General features: G+C 45.6%; 15 protein-coding genes and 1 pseudogene. 11 read left to right on the top strand and 5 right to left on the bottom strand.

The features are described from left to right. On the top strand, positions 1–508 hold a 508-nt coding region (locus tag ACE1CM_RS41795; RefSeq protein ID WP_374885149.1), incomplete at its 5' end, for a peptidoglycan-binding protein. Between the two features lie 257 nt (positions 509–765). Here the strand turns inward: ACE1CM_RS41795 and ACE1CM_RS41790 are convergent. After that, positions 766–1,038: a DUF2973 domain-containing protein gene (locus ACE1CM_RS41790; protein WP_374885151.1), complete on the bottom strand. Its 273-nt coding sequence runs from the start codon at positions 1,036–1,038 to the stop codon at positions 766–768. A gap of 106 nt (positions 1,039–1,144) precedes the next feature. After that, a complete protein-coding gene (locus tag ACE1CM_RS41785; RefSeq protein ID WP_374885147.1) occupies positions 1,145–1,480 on the bottom strand; it encodes a DUF2605 domain-containing protein in 336 nt (111 codons plus the stop codon). Positions 1,481–1,780: 300 nt separating this feature from the next. Here ACE1CM_RS41785 and thrS point away from each other — a divergent pair, with 300 nt between their 5' ends. From thrS to thrB, 3 genes are all read left to right on the top strand, one after another. Further along, positions 1,781–3,625: a threonine--tRNA ligase gene (gene thrS, locus ACE1CM_RS41780; RefSeq protein ID WP_374885146.1), complete on the top strand. Its 1,845-nt coding sequence runs from the start codon at positions 1,781–1,783 to the stop codon at positions 3,623–3,625. 93 nt (positions 3,626–3,718) lie between these two features. Next, entirely contained in the window at positions 3,719–4,504 is a 786-nt protein-coding gene (locus ACE1CM_RS41775) for a DUF4058 family protein (protein WP_374885145.1), read from the top strand. A gap of 373 nt (positions 4,505–4,877) precedes the next feature. Beyond that, the gene (gene thrB / locus ACE1CM_RS41770; protein ID WP_374885143.1) at positions 4,878–5,843 is read left to right on the top strand and encodes a homoserine kinase; all 966 of its coding nucleotides are present in this window, start codon (positions 4,878–4,880) and stop codon (positions 5,841–5,843) included. A gap of 20 nt (positions 5,844–5,863) precedes the next feature. Here thrB and ACE1CM_RS41765 read toward each other — a convergent pair whose 3' ends face one another. Further along, positions 5,864–6,229 (bottom strand): PleD family two-component system response regulator, encoded by a 366-nt coding sequence (locus ACE1CM_RS41765; RefSeq protein WP_226584513.1) that lies wholly within the window; start codon positions 6,227–6,229, stop codon positions 5,864–5,866. 215 nt (positions 6,230–6,444) lie between these two features. Here ACE1CM_RS41765 and ACE1CM_RS41760 point away from each other — a divergent pair, with 215 nt between their 5' ends. Then, a complete protein-coding gene (locus ACE1CM_RS41760) occupies positions 6,445–6,951 on the top strand; it encodes a hypothetical protein (protein WP_374885141.1) in 507 nt (168 codons plus the stop codon). Positions 6,952–7,284: 333 nt separating this feature from the next. Further along, a complete protein-coding gene (locus tag ACE1CM_RS41755; RefSeq protein ID WP_374885139.1) occupies positions 7,285–8,871 on the top strand; it encodes an NAD(P)H-quinone oxidoreductase subunit 4 in 1,587 nt (528 codons plus the stop codon). Between the two features lie 155 nt (positions 8,872–9,026). On the opposite strand, the gene ACE1CM_RS41750 is transcribed toward ACE1CM_RS41755, so the two are convergent. Next, complete coding sequence (locus tag ACE1CM_RS41750; RefSeq protein ID WP_226578019.1) at positions 9,027–9,239, bottom strand: hypothetical protein; 213 nt, start codon at positions 9,237–9,239, stop codon at positions 9,027–9,029. Between the two features lie 435 nt (positions 9,240–9,674). Here ACE1CM_RS41750 and ACE1CM_RS41745 point away from each other — a divergent pair, with 435 nt between their 5' ends. The 5 genes and pseudogenes from ACE1CM_RS41745 to ACE1CM_RS41725 all read left to right on the top strand — a co-directional run bounded on the left by ACE1CM_RS41745 (position 9,675) and on the right by ACE1CM_RS41725 (position 16,599). Continuing rightward, positions 9,675–11,705 (top strand): ATP-binding protein, encoded by a 2,031-nt coding sequence (locus ACE1CM_RS41745; protein WP_374885137.1) that lies wholly within the window; start codon positions 9,675–9,677, stop codon positions 11,703–11,705. Between the two features lie 229 nt (positions 11,706–11,934). Next, positions 11,935–12,444 (top strand): efflux RND transporter permease subunit, encoded by a 510-nt coding sequence (locus ACE1CM_RS41740; RefSeq protein WP_374885136.1) that lies wholly within the window; start codon positions 11,935–11,937, stop codon positions 12,442–12,444. Positions 12,445–12,463: 19 nt separating this feature from the next. Further along, positions 12,464–15,089, top strand: a pseudogene (locus tag ACE1CM_RS41735) (efflux RND transporter permease subunit). A gap of 231 nt (positions 15,090–15,320) precedes the next feature. Then, the gene (locus ACE1CM_RS41730) at positions 15,321–16,064 is read left to right on the top strand and encodes a DUF305 domain-containing protein (protein ID WP_374885134.1); all 744 of its coding nucleotides are present in this window, start codon (positions 15,321–15,323) and stop codon (positions 16,062–16,064) included. A 199-nt stretch (positions 16,065–16,263) separates the two neighbouring features. Then, on the top strand, positions 16,264–16,599 hold the full coding sequence (locus tag ACE1CM_RS41725) for a hypothetical protein (protein ID WP_374885132.1): 336 nt from the start codon (positions 16,264–16,266) through the stop codon (positions 16,597–16,599). Positions 16,600–16,657: 58 nt separating this feature from the next. Here ACE1CM_RS41725 and hisC read toward each other — a convergent pair whose 3' ends face one another. Next, complete coding sequence (hisC, locus tag ACE1CM_RS41720) at positions 16,658–17,710, bottom strand: histidinol-phosphate transaminase (RefSeq protein WP_374885131.1); 1,053 nt, start codon at positions 17,708–17,710, stop codon at positions 16,658–16,660. Between the last annotated feature and the right edge of the window lie 723 nt (positions 17,711–18,433).

Below are 18,433 nucleotides of genomic sequence, written 5' to 3'. Positions count from 1 at the left end.
TATGAGTAAGGGAATAACTATGAAAGCTTTTAGCGATAAAAACGCCACAGGGCAACCAACTGGAGATGCTCGGATAAAAAAACCCCTACTTCGACGCGGTGCTTCTGGTCCAGCGGTTATAGAACTACAAAAACTCTTACTTCACTACGAGCTATTATCCACTTCCCCCGATGGTTTATTTGACAAAAAAGTTGAGGCTGCTGTCAAAGCATTTCAGCACCGCGTTTTTCTCAAAAAAGATGGTATTGTGGGGCCGCTAACTTGGCAAGCACTCTACACGGGAGTCCCCCTCAATATGCCAACTTTACAGCGCGGCAGTCAGGGTGAGGCTGTTATAACTTTGCAGACTGTTTTACAGGGTGTTAGCTTCTTTCGCGGCGAAATTAACGGTAAATTTGGTTTAGATACCGATGCTGCCGTGCGAGCTTTTCAGAAGCGCTACGGACTTGTACCCGATGGCATTGTTGGGCTTTATACTTGGTTGGCTTTAAGTAAAGTTCCCCATTAGCCAACATATTCAGATTTAGAGTTGGGTTTCGTTACCTCAACCCAACCTACTAACCCAAGTTGCTAGTTATAACTATCGTGGGTTGCACAGCAGAAGCTAATCGCCAGCTTGCTAATTGCTTATGGGAATATTTTTCGGTTCTACCATTAGCCATTAGCTATTAGCCATTAGCCATTAGCATCGATAAAAAGATAACTAGCAACTTACGTTACTAGGATCGCCTTCTCTGAATTCACAACTTTGTATATCTGTCAATATTAATTCGACGGATTTTCCGGTTGATTTTTATAAAGCGACTCTAACTGTTGACGTGCGTCCTCTACACCGATCGACTTCATCACCAAAAGGGGTTCTTCAATCACGTTACCAGCTGCATCCAGAAATTCTGGGTGCGGTACCTGCTGGGGACGGCGTCTAGAATTCGAGTTGTACTGATAATCTGTACTGATACTAAGCAAGCTGCGGATGAGATTGCCGACAGCTAAAAAGGCAATTATCGTGAAAGCCAAAATGTAAAGCAGGTGAAACATCATATCTTCCTCCGGTTCAGACAATCAACAGCATTAGGTGAGAAACTTTTATCAAAAATGAGAGATTTTAACCAAACGTTACAATCCGGTCTCAGGGTTGCAGGCTTTACATCTCCGGTTTTTGTTCGGTAGACTGCTCCATGCGAAAGCGCATTGCCACTTGCCAGCATTCGGTGACCAATATATGCCAAGGCATGAGGGTGGATGTTTCCACGCCCACTTGACCGCCAATGGCTTGAAACAGCATCTGAGTCGTTCTGACTTCAGTTTGAGCCTGTTTTACCCGCGCCAGTAAATCGGCTTGCTGCTGTTGAGTTAAGAAGTGAAGTTGCTCGGTTTCCAGGAAGTTGCGCGAGCCCTCAAACCAGTACGTAAAATCTTCTAATAGTGGTTCCAGTAAGGTTTTGAGCAATTCCGGCTCCGGCAAGTTTGAATTAAGCATCAATCGAAAGACAAGCTTACTAACTTACATCATAATCTTAACCTCATTTACGTTTCGTTACATTTCTGGCAGATTTTGTTAAATATCCCTACTCTAACCAGCGGTAGGGCAAGTCGGTAAGATAGAGCGGTAGGGGGTGGACTCTTGTGCGAGTCAGCACCCGGAGCAGGGGAGATGGGGAGCAGGGGAGATGGGAAGAATGATAGATTCAAATTCCCCTCTGCCCCGGGTGCCCACCTGCTCCAGGTGCCCACCTGCCCAATTCCCGATGCCACTATTATCAATTTCTTTCTTAGAAACATGGTTCAGCAGCCTTCAATTAAACCAGAATCGAAAGATTCCCCAGAACAACCAGTAAAAATGTATTTACCTCGCACCAACGAATCGGAAACCTTAAAGAAAATTCGTCACACCGCCTCCCACGTGATGGCGATGGCGGTGCAAAAGTTATTTCCCAAAGCGCAGGTGACGATCGGTCCCTGGATTGAAAATGGATTTTACTACGACTTTGACAATCCAGATCCATTTACGGAAAAAGATTTGAAAGCCATCCAGAAAGAGATGGTCAAAATCGTTAACCGCAAATTGCCCGTGATGCGGGAAGAAGTCACCCGCGAGGAAGCCCAACGCCGCATCAAGGAAATTAACGAGCCTTACAAACTGGAAATACTAGAAAGTATAAAAGAAGAACCGATTACGATCTACCACCTCGGGGATCAATGGTGGGATTTGTGCGCCGGTCCCCACTTGGAAAATACCGGCGAGTTGAACCCCAAAGCAATTGAACTAGAAAGCGTCGCCGGGGCATACTGGCGGGGAGATGCTACCAAAGCTCAACTGCAACGGATTTACGGCACTGCTTGGGAAACTCCGGAACAGCTGGCAGAATATAAACGCCGCAAGGAAGAAGCATTGCGCCGGGACCACCGCAAGCTGGGCAAAGAATTAGGACTGTTTATATTTTCCGATGACGTGGGGCCGGGGTTGCCTTTGTGGACGCCTAAAGGAACCGTGTTGCGGAGTCTTTTAGAAGATTTCCTCAAACAGGAACAACTCAAACGCGGTTATCTACCAGTTGTCACGCCCCACATCGCCAAAGTGGATTTATTCAAAATCTCCGGACACTGGCAGAAATATAAACAAGATATGTTTCCTTTGATGGCAGAAGATGAGGAATCTGCGGCGAAGGAAGAGGGTTTTACCCTCAAACCGATGAACTGTCCTTTCCACATCCAAATCTATAAAAGCGAGTTGCGTTCCTATCGGGAACTGCCGATGCGCTTAGCGGAATTCGGCACGGTTTACCGCTACGAACAATCTGGAGAATTGGGCGGTTTAACGCGGGTGCGGGGTTTCACTGTCGATGATTCTCACCTATTTGTCACCCCAGAACAATTAGACAGCGAATTCCTCAATGTAGTGGATTTAATTCTGTCGGTGTTCAACAAGCTGCAACTGAAGAACTTTAAAGCGCGACTGAGTTTCCGAGATCCGGCATCGGATAAATATATCGGTTCCGACGAAGCTTGGGAAAAGGCACAAGGTGCGATTCGCCGCGCGGTAGAAAAGCTGGGAATGGAACACTTTGAAGGGATTGGGGAAGCCGCATTTTATGGCCCCAAACTCGATTTTATTTTCCGCGATGCCTTGGAACGCGAATGGCAGTTGGGAACGGTTCAAGTAGATTACAATCTGCCAGAACGATTCGAGTTGGAATATGTGGCAGAAGATGGCAAGCGTCAACGTCCGGTGATGATTCACCGCGCACCTTTTGGCTCGTTAGAAAGGCTAATTGGGATTTTAATTGAAGAGTATGCGGGAGATTTCCCCTTGTGGTTATCACCAATTCAAGCGCGATTATTGACGGTTAGCGATGAGTTTTTGCCATTTGCTAAATCAGTCGCCGAAAAGATGCGATCGCTCAATATCCGCGCCGAAGCAGACACCAGCGGCGAACGCTTGGGTAAACAAATTCGCAATGCCGAAACAGACAAAATTCCCCTCATGGGAATTATCGGCGCCAAAGAAGTTGAAACCAACAGTCTCAGCATTCGCACCCGCGCTTCTGGAGAATTAGGATCGATCCCAGTTGCAGAAGTATTGGAAAGGCTGAAAAACGCTATTTCCAACTACAACAACTTCTAGGGAATATGATTAGAGACGTTGCCCGCAACGTCTCTACAATCCCAAATCCCAAATCCCAAATCTAAAATCTAAAATCTAAAATCTAAAATTCCTATGCCTAATCCATTTCCGGGGATGAATCCCTATTTAGAACATCCTGATATTTGGCCTTCCATACATAATAGGCTAATTGTAGCAATAGCAGATGCTTTAGCTCCTCAAATCCTGCCAAAATATTTTGTAGATATCGCAAGGCGAGTCTATCAAGTTAATCGGGATGATTCGCTTCTAATCTATATCCCTGATGTAGTCGTTCAACAACGCCTGCGGACTCAAACAAATCCAACAAATTCTAACGTCGCTGTTGCTGCGCCACCGATAGCGCCTCGTCGGGTGAGAATGCCTATCCCTTTGGAATTTAGGGAAAGTTATTTAGAAGTAAGAGAAATAGCAACTAAACAAGTAGTGACAGTTATTGAATTGCTTTCCCCTACCAATAAACGTCCTGGACAAGGACGGGAAATGTATGAAGAGAAACGCCAGCAAGTCTTAGGAAGTCGCACCCACCTTGGGGAAATTGATTTACTACGAGGATGGCAACCCATGCCTGTATTAGACTGCGATATAGAAGCAAATTATCGCATTTTAATCGGTAGGGGAGATGAACGCCCGGCGGATTTGTATTTGTTTAATTTAACCGATGCAATTCCCTCTTTTCCTTTACCATTGCGGCGCGGCGATGTCGAAACAATCGTAGATTTGCCGACGTTAATTAATAGTATATATGAGCGAGCGGGGTACGATTATGTAATTGATTATAACAGCGAAACAGTACCGCAATTATCCGAATCAGAGGCAGCTTGGGTAGATACATTACTGCGGGAAAAAGGCTTAAGATAATGCGCGATTTTTCTATCCATACCAAGCCAATTTTTCGCCTGCCATCGCCCGCGCTGGTGTAAGTTTTACTTGATGAATCATCGAGATAAATCGCATTATAGCAGCCCTCAATGTATTGTCAAATACACGTCAAAAATCACAAAGATATTTACTAACAATAATAGACTTAGGAAAAGTAATAAAAACTGATGTGGCACTGTCTACAAAAAAAATCCAAAAACTCTTCAGCGTCAGGATAGATATTTAACACCCCAGTTTTGGCAACAAATGTGCAATAACGCAATATTAGTAAAAATTAACAACCGGGCTTCAAGAAAATCGGCGATCGCATGTAATGATATTATCTGCGTTGATCTGCGATTAAAAATTGAAAATGAGCAATAGCGTTACGGTTAAAGTTCCCGCCACGACTGCTAATTTAGGGCCAGGTTTTGACTGCATTGGTGCAGCTTTAACCCTGTACAACGAGTTCAAATTTACTCGCTTAGATCCCCCCCAACCCCCCCTTGCCAAGGGGGGGCACGGGGGGGATCCGCCCAGGGTTCCCGGGGGGCTAAGAATTACTGTGACTGGTATTGAAGCAGACCGCGTTATTACCGATGAAAGCAATCTGGCTTATCAATCTTTCTTAAAGTTGTACCAGCATATTGGTCAAACCCCGCCAGCTGTGGAAATACAAATCAATCTCGGTGTACCGTTAGCACGAGGACTGGGAAGTTCGGCGACTGCTATTGTGGGGGGATTAGTAGGTGCAAATTTGTTAGCGGGTTCGCCTTTGCCGCAAAATGAAGTGATGGGGCTAGCGATCGCTCTCGAAGGACACCCAGATAACGTCGTCCCCGCCTTGGTGGGTGGATGTCGTCTCGCAGCTACCAACGCCACTGATTGGGAAATCTGCGATATCCCCTGGCACGGGGATATTATTCCTGTAGTGGCAATTCCCGATTTTGAACTTTCCACGGCGGAGGCGAGGCGCGTTTTGCCTACCGAATACAGCCGTGCTGATGCTATTTTTAACACGGCGCATCTGGGTTTGCTCGTACGCGGGTTAGAAACTGGTAAACGCGATTGGTTACAAGCAGCTTTGCAAGATAAAATCCACCAACCTTACCGCCAAGCATTGATTAAAGGCTATGATGCCGTCAAAGACGCGGCGTTAGCATCTGGTGCATATGGGATGGTAATTAGCGGCGCCGGGCCTACACTTTTAGCATTAGCAGATGGGGCATCAGCAACCGCCGTGGCGACGGCGATGGGCGATGCTTGGAAGGAACAAGGAGTGAAACCAGAGGTGCTGACGCTGCAAATAGATTCCCAAGGAGCAAAAGTTAGTATCTAGAAAAATGTTTTCTATTACCGCTACTTTTTCAGCAGTCGTTTCAGTATTTGAATCAATTCTGACGGATGGAAAGGTTTAGTAATATAAGCATCTGCACCTTGTTTTAGCCCCCAGTAACGGTCGAATTCTTCCTGCTTAGACGAACACATAACCACAGGTACATTCTGCGTTTCTGGGTTCGATTTGAGCCGACGGCAACATTCATAACCGTTCATCCGGGGCATTACGATGTCCATCAGTACTACATCTGGACGATGCGCTGCAATTTGGTTGAGCGCTTCGATTCCATCACTCGCTTGGGTGACTTGCAGTCCCTTCTCTTGCAGGAAACCTGAAATCATCTCCCGTTGCGTCCGACTGTCTTCCACAACCAAAACTGTAACCATAACTCTCCAGGGTTTCGCAGGGTTAAAAGATTCATTTGAACATAATGGTAGTTTCCCCGAGCGGGATTTCACTTCGGCAAATCAAACAGACCCACTTGTACTCACAGTACAATCACCCTGTTATCAATCTCCGAGAAACCCCTGTTGCTGTTGGCTTATATATTCGGATACAGGTTCCCATTGTTCTATTCCCAAAATCACAAAGGAATTGTGTCATGGATCAATTACAACTAGAGATAGAAGCAATTCGATCTCAAATACAGGCTCTGCGACAGGAACGGGAACAGATCAAAGTCGATCCGGTAAGTCCAGACAATGAGTCACCCAAGGCTATAGCCTCTGCTTACCGCCGCCGTGCCAGAGAATTGGCGCTAGCTGCGGCCGAAGTCAAGGGAATTGACGATGCCATCGCTGCCCTGGAAGCTCAATTAAAGCAGAAACTAGCCGAGTCAAACAGGTTACCGGCTAAAACTAGATACACCCAATTGGAGGAGCAAGTAGAAGCGGGCAGAGAAAGCGCTCGCGCCCACGCCGAAAGAATTAATCAACTCTCAGCGGAACTGGCACAGGAGATCCAAGCACTGAAAGCGATCGCTCATGAAATCGCTCCCAGTTATTGGCAAGTCTACTACAAGCCTTTCATTACAGGCATAAGAAGTATCTCCGTTCCTTACGTCCGCTCTGATGGCGACGTTTGGACGATCGTCAATCGAGTTGTTTAACTGCTGGCTGGGGCAGAATTCGTCGTCCCTGAAGTAGCTCAATCCAAGTTGGGTCTTGAGCAGGGAACTACTTTAACCCCATTCTGGCAAAGTCCCAACCCAATTGTCTGGGTCCCTAGGGTAGTCGGGATCCGTAGCTTTCCCACTACCTACTTACCTTTCTAGGAGAAAATGCGGAGGATACTTTTAACCAGGCTCCAGACCCCTGTCAGGGACTTATGTATTTATTCTTATCTATGCTGAACGCTACTTTTTTCCGGGTTTACACCGTTCTCAAAACTTTACACAGCTTCATAAAATGAAAGTGCCTGCAATAAGTATTTATTCTGAGTGATGTTTAGCACCTCGTTTCCTTGGCTAACCACTATCATCCTGCTACCCCTTGTAGCGGCCTTTGCGATTCCGCTCATCCCGGACAAAGAAGGCAAAACGGTCCGCTGGTACTCGTTAGGGGTGGGGATTCTAGAATTGGGCTTGATCGTTAATACTTTTTGGCATCATTACGATTTACAAAGCTCATCGCTCCAGTTGGTGGAAAACTACCCCTGGATACCCCAACTCGGTTTGAATTGGTCGGTGGCAGTTGATGGTCTATCCATGCCGCTGATTGTATTAACCGGCTTGGTAACGACTTTAGCCATCTTCGCCGGATGGAAAGTTACCAACAAGCCGCGTTTATTTCACTTCCTGATGCTGGCAATGTATAGCGCCCAGATTGGCGTGTTTGCGGCTCAGGATATGCTTTTGTTCTTCTTGGTGTGGGAACTAGAGCTAGTGCCAGTCTATGTATTAATCTCGATCTGGGGCGGACCAAAGCGCCTCTATGCAGCTACCAAATTTATTCTCTATACTGCCGCAGCCTCCGTATTTATTCTGGTTGCTGGCTTAGCAATGGCTTTCTATGGCGACAATATTACGTTTGACCTTTCAACCCTGGCACAAAAGCACTACCCCATCGGGTTTGAACTTTTACTATATGCTGGCTTGTTGATTTCCTTCGGCGTCAAACTGGCCATCTTCCCCCTACACACTTGGTTACCGGACGCCCACGGCGAAGCTTCTGCCCCCGTCTCGATGATTCTGGCAGGGGTTTTGCTCAAGATGGGTGGTTATGCACTCATCCGCATGAACGTCGAAATGCTGCCCCACGCTCACGTTTACTTTGCTCCGGTGTTGGTGATGCTGGGTGTGGTGAATATTATCTACGGTGCTTTGAATGCTTTCGCCCAAAAGAATCTCAAACGGCGCTTAGCTTCGTCTTCGATTTCCCACATGGGGTTTGTGCTGATTGGCATTGCCTCTTATACCGAGTTGGGAATTAACGGTGCCTTGCTGCAAATGATTTCCCACGGGTTAATTGCCGCCGCGTTGTTCTTCCTCGCTGGTGTGGCTTACGATCGCACGCACACCTTGATGATGGATAAAATGGGCGGTATTGCTAAATCTATGCCCAAAACCTTCGCTTTATTCACTGCGGGTGCGATGGCTTCCCTAGCGCTACCGGGAATGAGCGGATTTGTCAGCGAGTTGACGGTATTCTTGGGCTTGACCACCAGCGATGCTTATAACTCCAGCTTCAAAGTTATTGTGGTGCTGCTGTCGGCAGTGGGATTGATTCTGACTCCGATTTACTTGCTCTCGATGCTGCGAGAAGTGTTCTACGGTCAGCAAGATGAAAAACTAGCCCTCGAATCTTGGATGGATGCCAAACCTCGCGAAATCTTTATTACCGCTTGTCTGTTGCTGCCGATTATCGGCATCGGGTTGTATCCCAAGCTGATGACGCAAACCTACGATGTGAAAGCAGTAGCAGTCGCAGCCGAAATGCGCCAAGTTCTGCCCATCGTTGCTCAACCGAAATCGCCCATCTACTCTTTCAACTCCACCGCACCTCAAATACTCGATAGCAATTCGCTTTAAATGTCAAGAAATTGCTACAAAACTTAACTGAATATCCATCAACAAAGCCCGCCGTCAGCGGGCTTTGTTGCTTTTTTTTGACATTGGATTCACAATTGGTTGGGAAAGTTCTTGAGCGCGGAAAAAAGGATAGGACTAGAAACAAGTTTTAACTTTTAAGCCGACCTTCCCATTGCTTGCGCTTGCAACGCCAGCGTCGCATCAATCACCTGCTTTGCCTTTAGTAGAGCTTCATTTACGGTAGTAACAGGCACACCGTATTGAATGCCTTGGTAGACCCACTGGAGCCAGCATCCTTTATTTTTCTTAAGTTTATTCAGGTAAATCGGGATAGTTTGGTAAGTAGTAACGGGTGTTAAATTAGTCATTGCTAAAACCTCTGTACCGAACGGCTTAATCGTGGCTTTTGTGACAATTTCATAGATTGCACCCTGAGGTTTTATACATCTAAGTTATAAGATGTAGTCGATTTAATTGGTATTTTTAATCATAGCGCCAGATAGAGGATGGGAAGGATAAAAGCTAGCTATACATTCTATCGGTAACTTAAATGTATCCCCCTATACCCTAATCACCCTCAGCCAATTAAATCTGTATAAACTTATTTAATCACCTGAGGGGCTTTGGTGAATCTACCTAAAGTTTTTTGTAGCAAAATTACGGCTATTTCTGAAGACAGATATTATCAATCCATGCCACCATAAGCATTTGAGGCTTAGGGGTGGATCGTAGGTGTAGTAACGATCGCTCGCGGGCTTGTTGATAATAGTTTTTAGGCTCAGAGGACAGCTTGAGGCACGTACATGGCAGGAAAAACGGTAGAAAAGCTTGAGCAGCAAATAGAAGACTTCCTAGAAGGAATGGAGGATCTGTCCCAGTATACTCACCAATTGTCGAAACCGCAGCGGCAGAAATTAGCGCTTGAGATCGCTAAATTTTGCCAAAGGTTGGATTCGCTGCAAGTTGACGAAGAGGAAGTGCAACGGTCCAAGGTAGCGTTGAACGCCACCTGTCTAGGAATCGAAGCGGAACGTCGGCGCTACCAGGAGTTGTTTGAGCTGGCACCGGATGGGTATTTGGTGACGGATGGGGAGGGTGGAATCTTAGAAGCGAACTGTGCTACAGCCAATTTATTAAAGCTATGTCGCGATCGCTTGGTAGGCAAATCCTTAGTTGATTTTATCCCGCGATGGCAACGGGCTAAGTTTCGCACCCAACTTTCAAGATGGGATAGCAGCGAAGTCGCCAGAGAATGGGAAATGCCCCTAGTGCCAGTTGGGGGGAAATCTCTCACGGTGAATTTTACCGCATCACCCGTGCATTCCTCAGAGGGAACGGTAGTCGGTTGGCGAATTCTGCTGAAAGATATCAGCCACAAAAAGCAGCAGAAAACAACGAACAAAAGCGCTCAAAAGCAACTGAAAGCTCAAGCTCAAACCATTGCGCAACTTAAACAAGAAATTGCCCAATACAAGCAGATGCAAAGACTTTCTGCGAGGGAACAACAACAAAGCGCGCGCTTGCTAAAAAACCCGGTGCGGGTTGCCAAAATTCGCACGGCGGAACTCGAACAGGCGCTCAACTTTGAAGCGATGCTCAAGCGCATCACTGACAAAGTGCGCGATAGTTTCGACGAAAGCCAGATTTTGCATACCGCCGTCGAGGAATTAGTGGGAGTTTTGGGCTTGAGGGGGTGCAATGCGGCTTTATACAATCTCGAGCGAGCCACAGCTACGATTAGCTACGAGTATACCCCTGACATGCCTGGGGTTCAGGGGAAAGTGGTGCCGATGACTGAGTTCGCCGAATGGTATCAGCAGCTGCTGCAACGGCAGTATTTTCAGTTTTGCATTCGCATCCCTAGCTGGCAAGCAAAAATTTCCATCCTCGCTTGTCCAATTGTCGATAACCAACAGACCTTGGGAGATCTGTGGTTATTCAAACAGAAAGAGGATACGTTTAACGAAGTAGAAATTAGACTGGTGCAGCAAGTCGCTGCTCAGTGCGCGATCGCAATTCGTCAAGCGCGACTCTACCACGCTGTCGAAGCACAAGTCACCGAATTGGAACGACTCAATCGCCTCAAAGATGAATTCCTCAGCACGATTTCCCACGAACTCCGCACCCCAGTCGCCAACATGAAAATGGCGATTCAAATGTTAGGTATAAATCTCAATCGCGAGTTACCATTTTTTGATGAATTAGCCAAACCTCAAGCACAACAAAGCAAATTAGCTCGCTATTTCCAAATCTTGCAAAACGAGTGCGATCGCGAAATTAACCTAATTAACGACGTACTAGATTTACAGCGACTCGAACGCGGGAAGCAACCCCTAAAACCCGCAGCAATTCAACTATCGGATTGGTTACCTCAACTCGTAGCACCCTTTCTGGAAAGCACTCAAAAACGCCAGCAGACTTTACAGGTGAATATCTCCCCGACAATACCTCCTTTTTTATGCGACCAAGGCAGCTTGGAGCGGATTATCACCGAATTGCTCAATAACGCCTGTAAGTATACGCCCTCCAACGAACAAATTACCGTTACCGCCTCTGCTAAACCGGGGTTAATTCAATTGAGCGTTAGCAATTCGGGAGTTGAAATTCCCGATAGTGAATTATCTCGCATTTTTGATAAGTTCTACCGCATTCCCAGTACCGATCCTTGGAAACAAGGCGGAACGGGACTGGGACTAGCGTTAGTGAAAAAATTGGTGGCTCATTTGGGCGGTATTATGGAGGTGAAAAGTCAGGATAATCAAACTTGTTTTACCGTCACTTTACCGGATAATATCATGTCCTCTTGCAACGGTTGTGTAACTGCTAATAGCTAATTGCTAATGGTTGCTCTGGAGGCAATTGACAATTAGCAATTAGCCATTAGCCATTAGCCATCCATTTTTTGACCAGGCGTGGGTAAGTGCTGTTTCTGTAACTTGGTGAGTCGCGCGCCACAAAACTGCTGCGACTCAATTTCATCCTGATTTCATTTTTATATGGGAAACTCAGCATTGAAGATTTACCCATCTTAAAAGTGGGCGCAATCCATCCAAAATCTAAAACATGCTCAGTCACATTGTCAGGTGGGTAATTGACCGCCGCTGGCTTGTCGTATTAGCTACAGTTATCGTCTCGATCTGGACATTTTACGTCATTCCTCAGATGCCGTTAGATGTATTACCAGCTTTTGCACCACCCCAAGTTGAAATTCAAACCGAAGCACCCGGACTCGCACCTGAAGAAGTCGAATCCCTAGTAACATTACCAATCGAAAGTGCAATTAATGGTACACCGGGAGTAACCGCAGTCCGTTCTTCCTCGGCGGCGGGAATTTCGGCGGTGAGGGTAATATTTAATTGGGGAACTGAGATTTATCAAGCACGCCAATTAGTCACCGAACGACTGCAACAAGCAATTAGTAAACTACCGCCAGGAGTAGAAACACCGCAAATTTCCCCCACTACCTCGCCGATTGGTTTGGTTGTCCAATACGCTTTACAGTCGAGGAGGACGAGAATCCCCAATCCAAAATCCGCGTTCCTAGGCAGGAGCCAGGGAACGAGCCAAAGATGACCAATCCAAAATCGACTTAATGGAAGCACGGCGAATTGTTGATTGGCAAGTCACAAACCGCCTTTTAGCCGTTCCCGGTGTCAGCCAAGTTTTAGTTTTTGGCGGGGATATTCGCCAATATCAAGTATTAGTAGATTCACAAAAACTCAAAGCCTTTAATATTACTTTAGAACAAGTAAACGCGACTCAAGCAATGCTCCGGGAGGCTATTTTATTACACCCGATACAGAAAAGTTGATTCGGGGTATTGGCAGAATAGAATCCATTGAAGACTTAAAGAAATCAGCTATCGTTGCGCGTAATGGAGTCCCCGTGCGGCTGCAAGATGTCGCAGATGTAGAAATTGGTGCTGCAATTAAACGAGGTGATGGCAGTTTTAACGGCAAATCCTCAATTATTTTAATGGTTAATAAACAACCGCTTGCCGATACTCCCACCGTCAGCCGTGCAGTGGAAAAAGCCATGACAGAAATCAAAGCAGGCTTACCGCAAGGTATTAAAGTTACTACTACATTCCGCCAAGATAGTTATATCGCATCTTCGGTCGAAAACGTCCGCTACTCTTTAATTCAAGGGAGCATTATTGCAGCGTTGATTCTGGTTCCATTTTTAATGAATTGGCGCACGCTTGCAGTGTGTTTGCTAGATTTTTTTCTCACATTGCTGTTTGGATTGTTGGCGCTTTCTTGGTTAGGAGTGGGACTCAATACAATGACTTTAGGGGGTTTGGCTGTCGCGATTGTGACTGCGATTGATGATGCAATTGTTTATGGTGAAAACACCTATCGCAGACTGCGGGAAAATAAAATATCTGAAAATCCACTACACCCACTAGAAATTATTTTTGCAGGTTCTCAAGAAGTACGCGATTCGCTGATTGGGGCAACTCTAATTGGAATTATTGTTTTTTCGCCAATTTTTACCTTGCCGGGTGTAGAAGGTCGGATATTTACCCCAATGGGGATTTCTTATTTAGTAGTAGTTGTCATTTCAAGTTTAGAATCGCTGCTAGTTTCTCCAGCGTGTGCGATTTTATTACCGCATGTAAAAGTGACAAAGCGAGAACCGTGGTTGGCTATATTTTGCAAGCATATTTACGGTTTTTGTTTGAATTTATCGATGCGAAATCCTTTGTTAATAGTAGCGAATGCGACGAGTTTAACGATAGCAGCAATTGTAATGATTCCCTCGTTTGGCAGGGCATTTTTACCAGAATTTCAAGAGCAAACAATGGTAAATACTCTGACATATCCAGGTGTTTCCCTAGAAGCCACAACAAAAGCTGGTTATGTAGTTGAAGACGCACTCAAAGATGACCGCAGATTTAAGTTTATTCAAACCCGTGCTGGACGTGCCGCAGGCGATGCAGATGCAGCGGGTGTAAACATTGCACACGTCGATATTGAACTCAGTAACGAGGGGATGAAAAATCGAGAAAAAACTTTAGAAAAATTGCGGGAATAGTTTGATAAAATACCAGGAGCAGCACCTAATGTTGGCGGATTTATCTCGCACCGGATGGATGAAGTTTTGTCGGGGGTACGGAGTGCAATCGCAGTCAAAATTTTTGGCCCCAACTTGGAAGAACTGCGTAAAATTGGGCAAGAAGTCGAAGCCCAAATGAAAACGGTTAACGGCGTTGTTGATTTATTACTAGAACCTCAAATCCCTGTCCCGCAAATTCAAATTAAATTTGACCGGAATGCTGCAAGTCGTTACGGTCATACAGTGGGAAATTTGGCAAATATTATTGAAACTGCACTCAATGGAAAAGTCGTTTCTCAAGTTTTGGAAAACCAACAATCGTTTGATTTATTGGTGTGGTTAAAACCCGATGCCCGTCAAAATATGGAAACGATACACCCAATGGACAGAAAATCCCTTTAGGTAATGTTGCCAGTATCGGAGATGGAACAGGGCCTAATACTATCAACCGCGAAAATGTTTCCCGTCTGATTGTAGTTTCGGCAAATGCAAAAGGTAGAGATTTACGATCAATTGTCAACGAAATTGAAGCCAAAGTTAAAAGCAATGTCCAAGTACCAGCTGGGTATTTTATTCAATATGCAGGCCAATTCGAGGCAGAAGAACGCGCTAGCCGAAACATTCTGGTATTCAGTATTATCGCGTTTATTGCAATTTTGGTAATCATGTATCTTTCGGTTAAATCTATTGCTTCTACTGCCATGATTATGATTAATTTACCCATTGGTTTGGTAGGAGGCGTAATTGCAGTAGCTTTAAGCGGCGGAGTAATTTCTGTTGCGTCTTTAGTTGGGTTTGTTTCCTTGTTTGGGGTAGCCACTCGCAACGGTTTATTATTGGTAGACAATTACAATAGCAAACATGCTGAAGGAATGCCGTTGAAAGAAATTATTATTAAAGCGTCGATGGAACGACTAAATGCAATTTTGATGACGGCTTTAACTTCCGCGTTGGGTTTAGCACCGATGGTAATACAAGGGGGGCCAGGACAAGAACTTTTGCAACCTTTATCAATTGTTGTATTTGGTGGGTTGTTTACTTCGACAGCGATAACTTTGGTGGTTTTACCCGCGTTGTATGCAAAGTTTGGCAAGTACTTGTTTCCAAAGCAAACAAAGCACGCTGTGGATCAGGAGGAGCAGTTTTTCATGCATATTTAGGAAAAGTTTCGAGGGCTAATGAGAACTATTTCTGAGAGCGATCCTATCTACCACCAACTATCCACTACCCAACAATGTGGAATTTCATCCTGATTTCATAATGATTCAGCTTTCCTGCCCTCACAAATTCCTCAAATTTCTGGCCTAACCTTGAGATACCCACCTTAAAGGTATCTCCTTTCTTTTGTCCGAGGAAAACAGGGTTCACCTAGCTGGAAATGAGGTGTGACAATGAACAGAAAACCTTTGATTTACGGGATTTTAGGACTGCTCGCAGGCAGTGCAGTTACAGCCTTAGCAATGCTCCTGCCAGCCAAAACTTCTCCACAAATCGCAACAGCAACTCCCGTTGCAGGTCGGATTAATCTAGTCGAGTCTCCAACAGCAATATTGGCTCAAGCAACCTCTCCAGTTCCCTTCAGACCAAGACGGATGGGAATGGGACATTCTGACTCACACTTTATCGTGATGATGATTCCCCATCATGAAGGGGCAATAGCAATGGCAGACTTGGCATTAAGTCGGTCAAAGCGCTCTGAAATTAAACAACTTGCCCAGGCGATTAAAACAACTCAAACCCAGGAAATTGAGCAAATGCGAACCTGGTACAAACAGTGGTACGGCGCGGATGTTCCTAGCTGGCAACCTGGGATGGGAATGGGTATGGGCATGATGGGAAACCCGAACAACGGAAATCCAAAACAGTTGCGCCCCAATTCTCGTCCGGGTTGGGGAATGGGAATGGGATGCAGAGGGATGATGGGTACAGACTTATCTGCGCTGCAAAATGCGCCTGACTTTGACCGAGCGTTTATCGAAGAAATGATTCCCCATCACCAAATGGGGGTGATGATGGCACAAATGGTTATCAACAGCCAGCGCCCTGAAATGCGGAATCTAGCTCAATCGATTGTCAAGAATCAAACTGACGAAATTAACCAAATGCAACAGTGGTATCAAGCCTGGTATAAATAACAGGAATAAAGCTGCGCCACAGGTAAGCAGGTAAGCAGGTGAACTCAAGAGCAGGTGGGAGGAAAAAAAACAGCTTTTCCCACAATCAACTATATACAAACGATACCTAAGGACATGATATTAGAGCCCTGGGAATTCAACTTAATTTGTCCAGTACTATACTGGTAGCAGAAATATAAGTTGAATAGCCCTTGAATCTATGACTGATGAAGAACTTAAGCAGTTAGTTGCTGCTAACGCTAAAGCGATTGGTGAGTTGCGCGACTCTATCGGCGAGGTGCGCGAATCTATGCGCGAATCTATCGGCGAGTTGCGCGAATCTATCGGCGAGGTGCGCGCATCTACAGGTGATATGCGTGCTTCTATTAACAGCTTGCGGGACATAGTTGCAGGTCACGAGCGGCGCATTATCCGACTAGAAGGTAAGGAAATTGACACTTGGGGTGACTACATCACCCTGCTTGACCGGGTTCGAGCGTTGGAAGAATGGAAACGTAAACTGCAAGGAGAGTCAGATCAAGGTGCTGGAAATTAGTCCCAAGTTTGAGTACTTGAGTAGGTTAGGTTTCGTCACCTCAACCCAACCTACGAACTTATCCGATCAAACCGATTAACGCTTCAATTAATATTTGATTTTGTTCATCCGTACCAACTGTAATTCGCAGTTTATCTTCTAATCCTGGTTGTTTGAAATAACGCACCAAAATTCCCCGATTTTTTAACCCAAGATATAGTTGTTCTGCATTGGCTCCCGTTGGCGTTGCTAAGACAAAGTTTCCCTGAGAATCGAGAACTGTAAAGCCTAGATTTTTTAGCTCGATTGTTAGTTTTGAACGCGATGCTTTCACCTTTTCGGCACAGGCATTTTTATAAGCTTGATCGCTCATGGCTGCGGTGCCGACTGCGGTGGCGATCGCATCAATATTATAACTATCTTTCACCTTAAATAATCCCGCCAATAACTTAGGATTCCCAATCCCAAATCCCATCCGCAATCCGGCTAAAGAATATCCTTTTGATAAGGTTCTTAAAATCATCACATTTTCAAATTCTTGCACCAGGGGTAAGGCTGAATATTCGGCAAAATCAACATAAGCTTCATCAACGACAACAATTCCCGAAACTTGTTGAGCAAGCGATCGCAAGTCCTCCAACGGCACCAAATGCCCCGATGGACTATTGGGCGATGCAATAAATGTTACAGCCCCATTTGCTTTAACCAGCGCATCAATCGGCAGTGAATAATCCGAGGGATAGGGAATTTCAACTGTTTTAGCAGGTTGCATCGCCGCCAATGTGCGATACAGTACGTAAGTGGGCATGGGATAAACGACTGTGCGTTCGCTCCCCTCAGCAGTTGAACGCACAATGACGTTGAGTAATTCATCGCTGCCATTACTGACGATAATCCAATCTGCGGGGACACCCAACGCATCGCTGACTGCGCGACAAAATGACTTGGCATAGGGATCGGGATAGCGCCGCAACCACTCGCCCTCTAGATTGCGGAGGACTGCGATCGCATCCGGCGAAGGCGGATAAGGATTTTCGTTGGTATTGAGTTTAATAATCGGAGTTCCCGGCTTAGGTTGTTCGCCAGGAGTATAACCAGTCATCTCGTCAATAGCAGCGCGAAAGTAATTCATACTAAACATCAAAAGTCAGGTCAAGCATGACTATTGTGACATCCTCCCCCACCAAATCAAAGATTATGGTGGGGAGTTCCCAGAATCGCTTCAAAGAATTTCCTGTCTCTTCCGCTGCCATCTAGACTGACTGAACCAGTCGCCGACGCATCCCGTCCACAGGCAATTTCATCTACCGTCTGTCCAACCTTAGAGACACCTCGGTTTCTAATTACTTGAGTACAAGGGACCGATAAGTTATTAGACTCACATCTTGCACCATTCTCAACCAGCGTTGAAACCCTTGTTTCTTGACGAAAAATCTAGGCTTTCACGTTTAGCTATTTGCAAGAAACTAAGGTGTTAGTCCAGGTGCAAGATGTGAGTAGACACATTCGCATCACATTCTGGGCAAGTCTGTGATGTGCCTGCCGCTTCAACTTTGGCAAAATACACTCCACGCTGCCAACAAACCCAGGACAATAACTAACTTTTTTTCCGTCAAATCAACGGCAGGTAGGGACATTGGCTAAAGTAACTTTTGTCGTCAGCGAAAATTTTCCGACTGCCGTGTCCCGGCAACAATCTTGCATTGCACACAATGGAAAACCGCTGTAACTGGAAACTCAAACTTGTGGCAATTCCAGCATCTAAAGTTTCGTAACAAAACCCACGGTTATCTTGACAGCTGTCCCCAATCGGGCTAATCTCTCTGTTTAAGGTTGCTTGAGTTCAACGACAGCA

The sequence above is a fragment of the Microseira sp. BLCC-F43 genome, from assembly GCF_041929235.1.
In the GTDB taxonomy this organism is placed as follows: Bacteria; Cyanobacteriota; Cyanobacteriia; order Cyanobacteriales; family Aerosakkonemataceae; genus Microseira.
The sequence above is the reverse complement of the archived record's forward strand: the minus strand, read 5'-3'. Positions and strand labels throughout refer to the sequence as shown.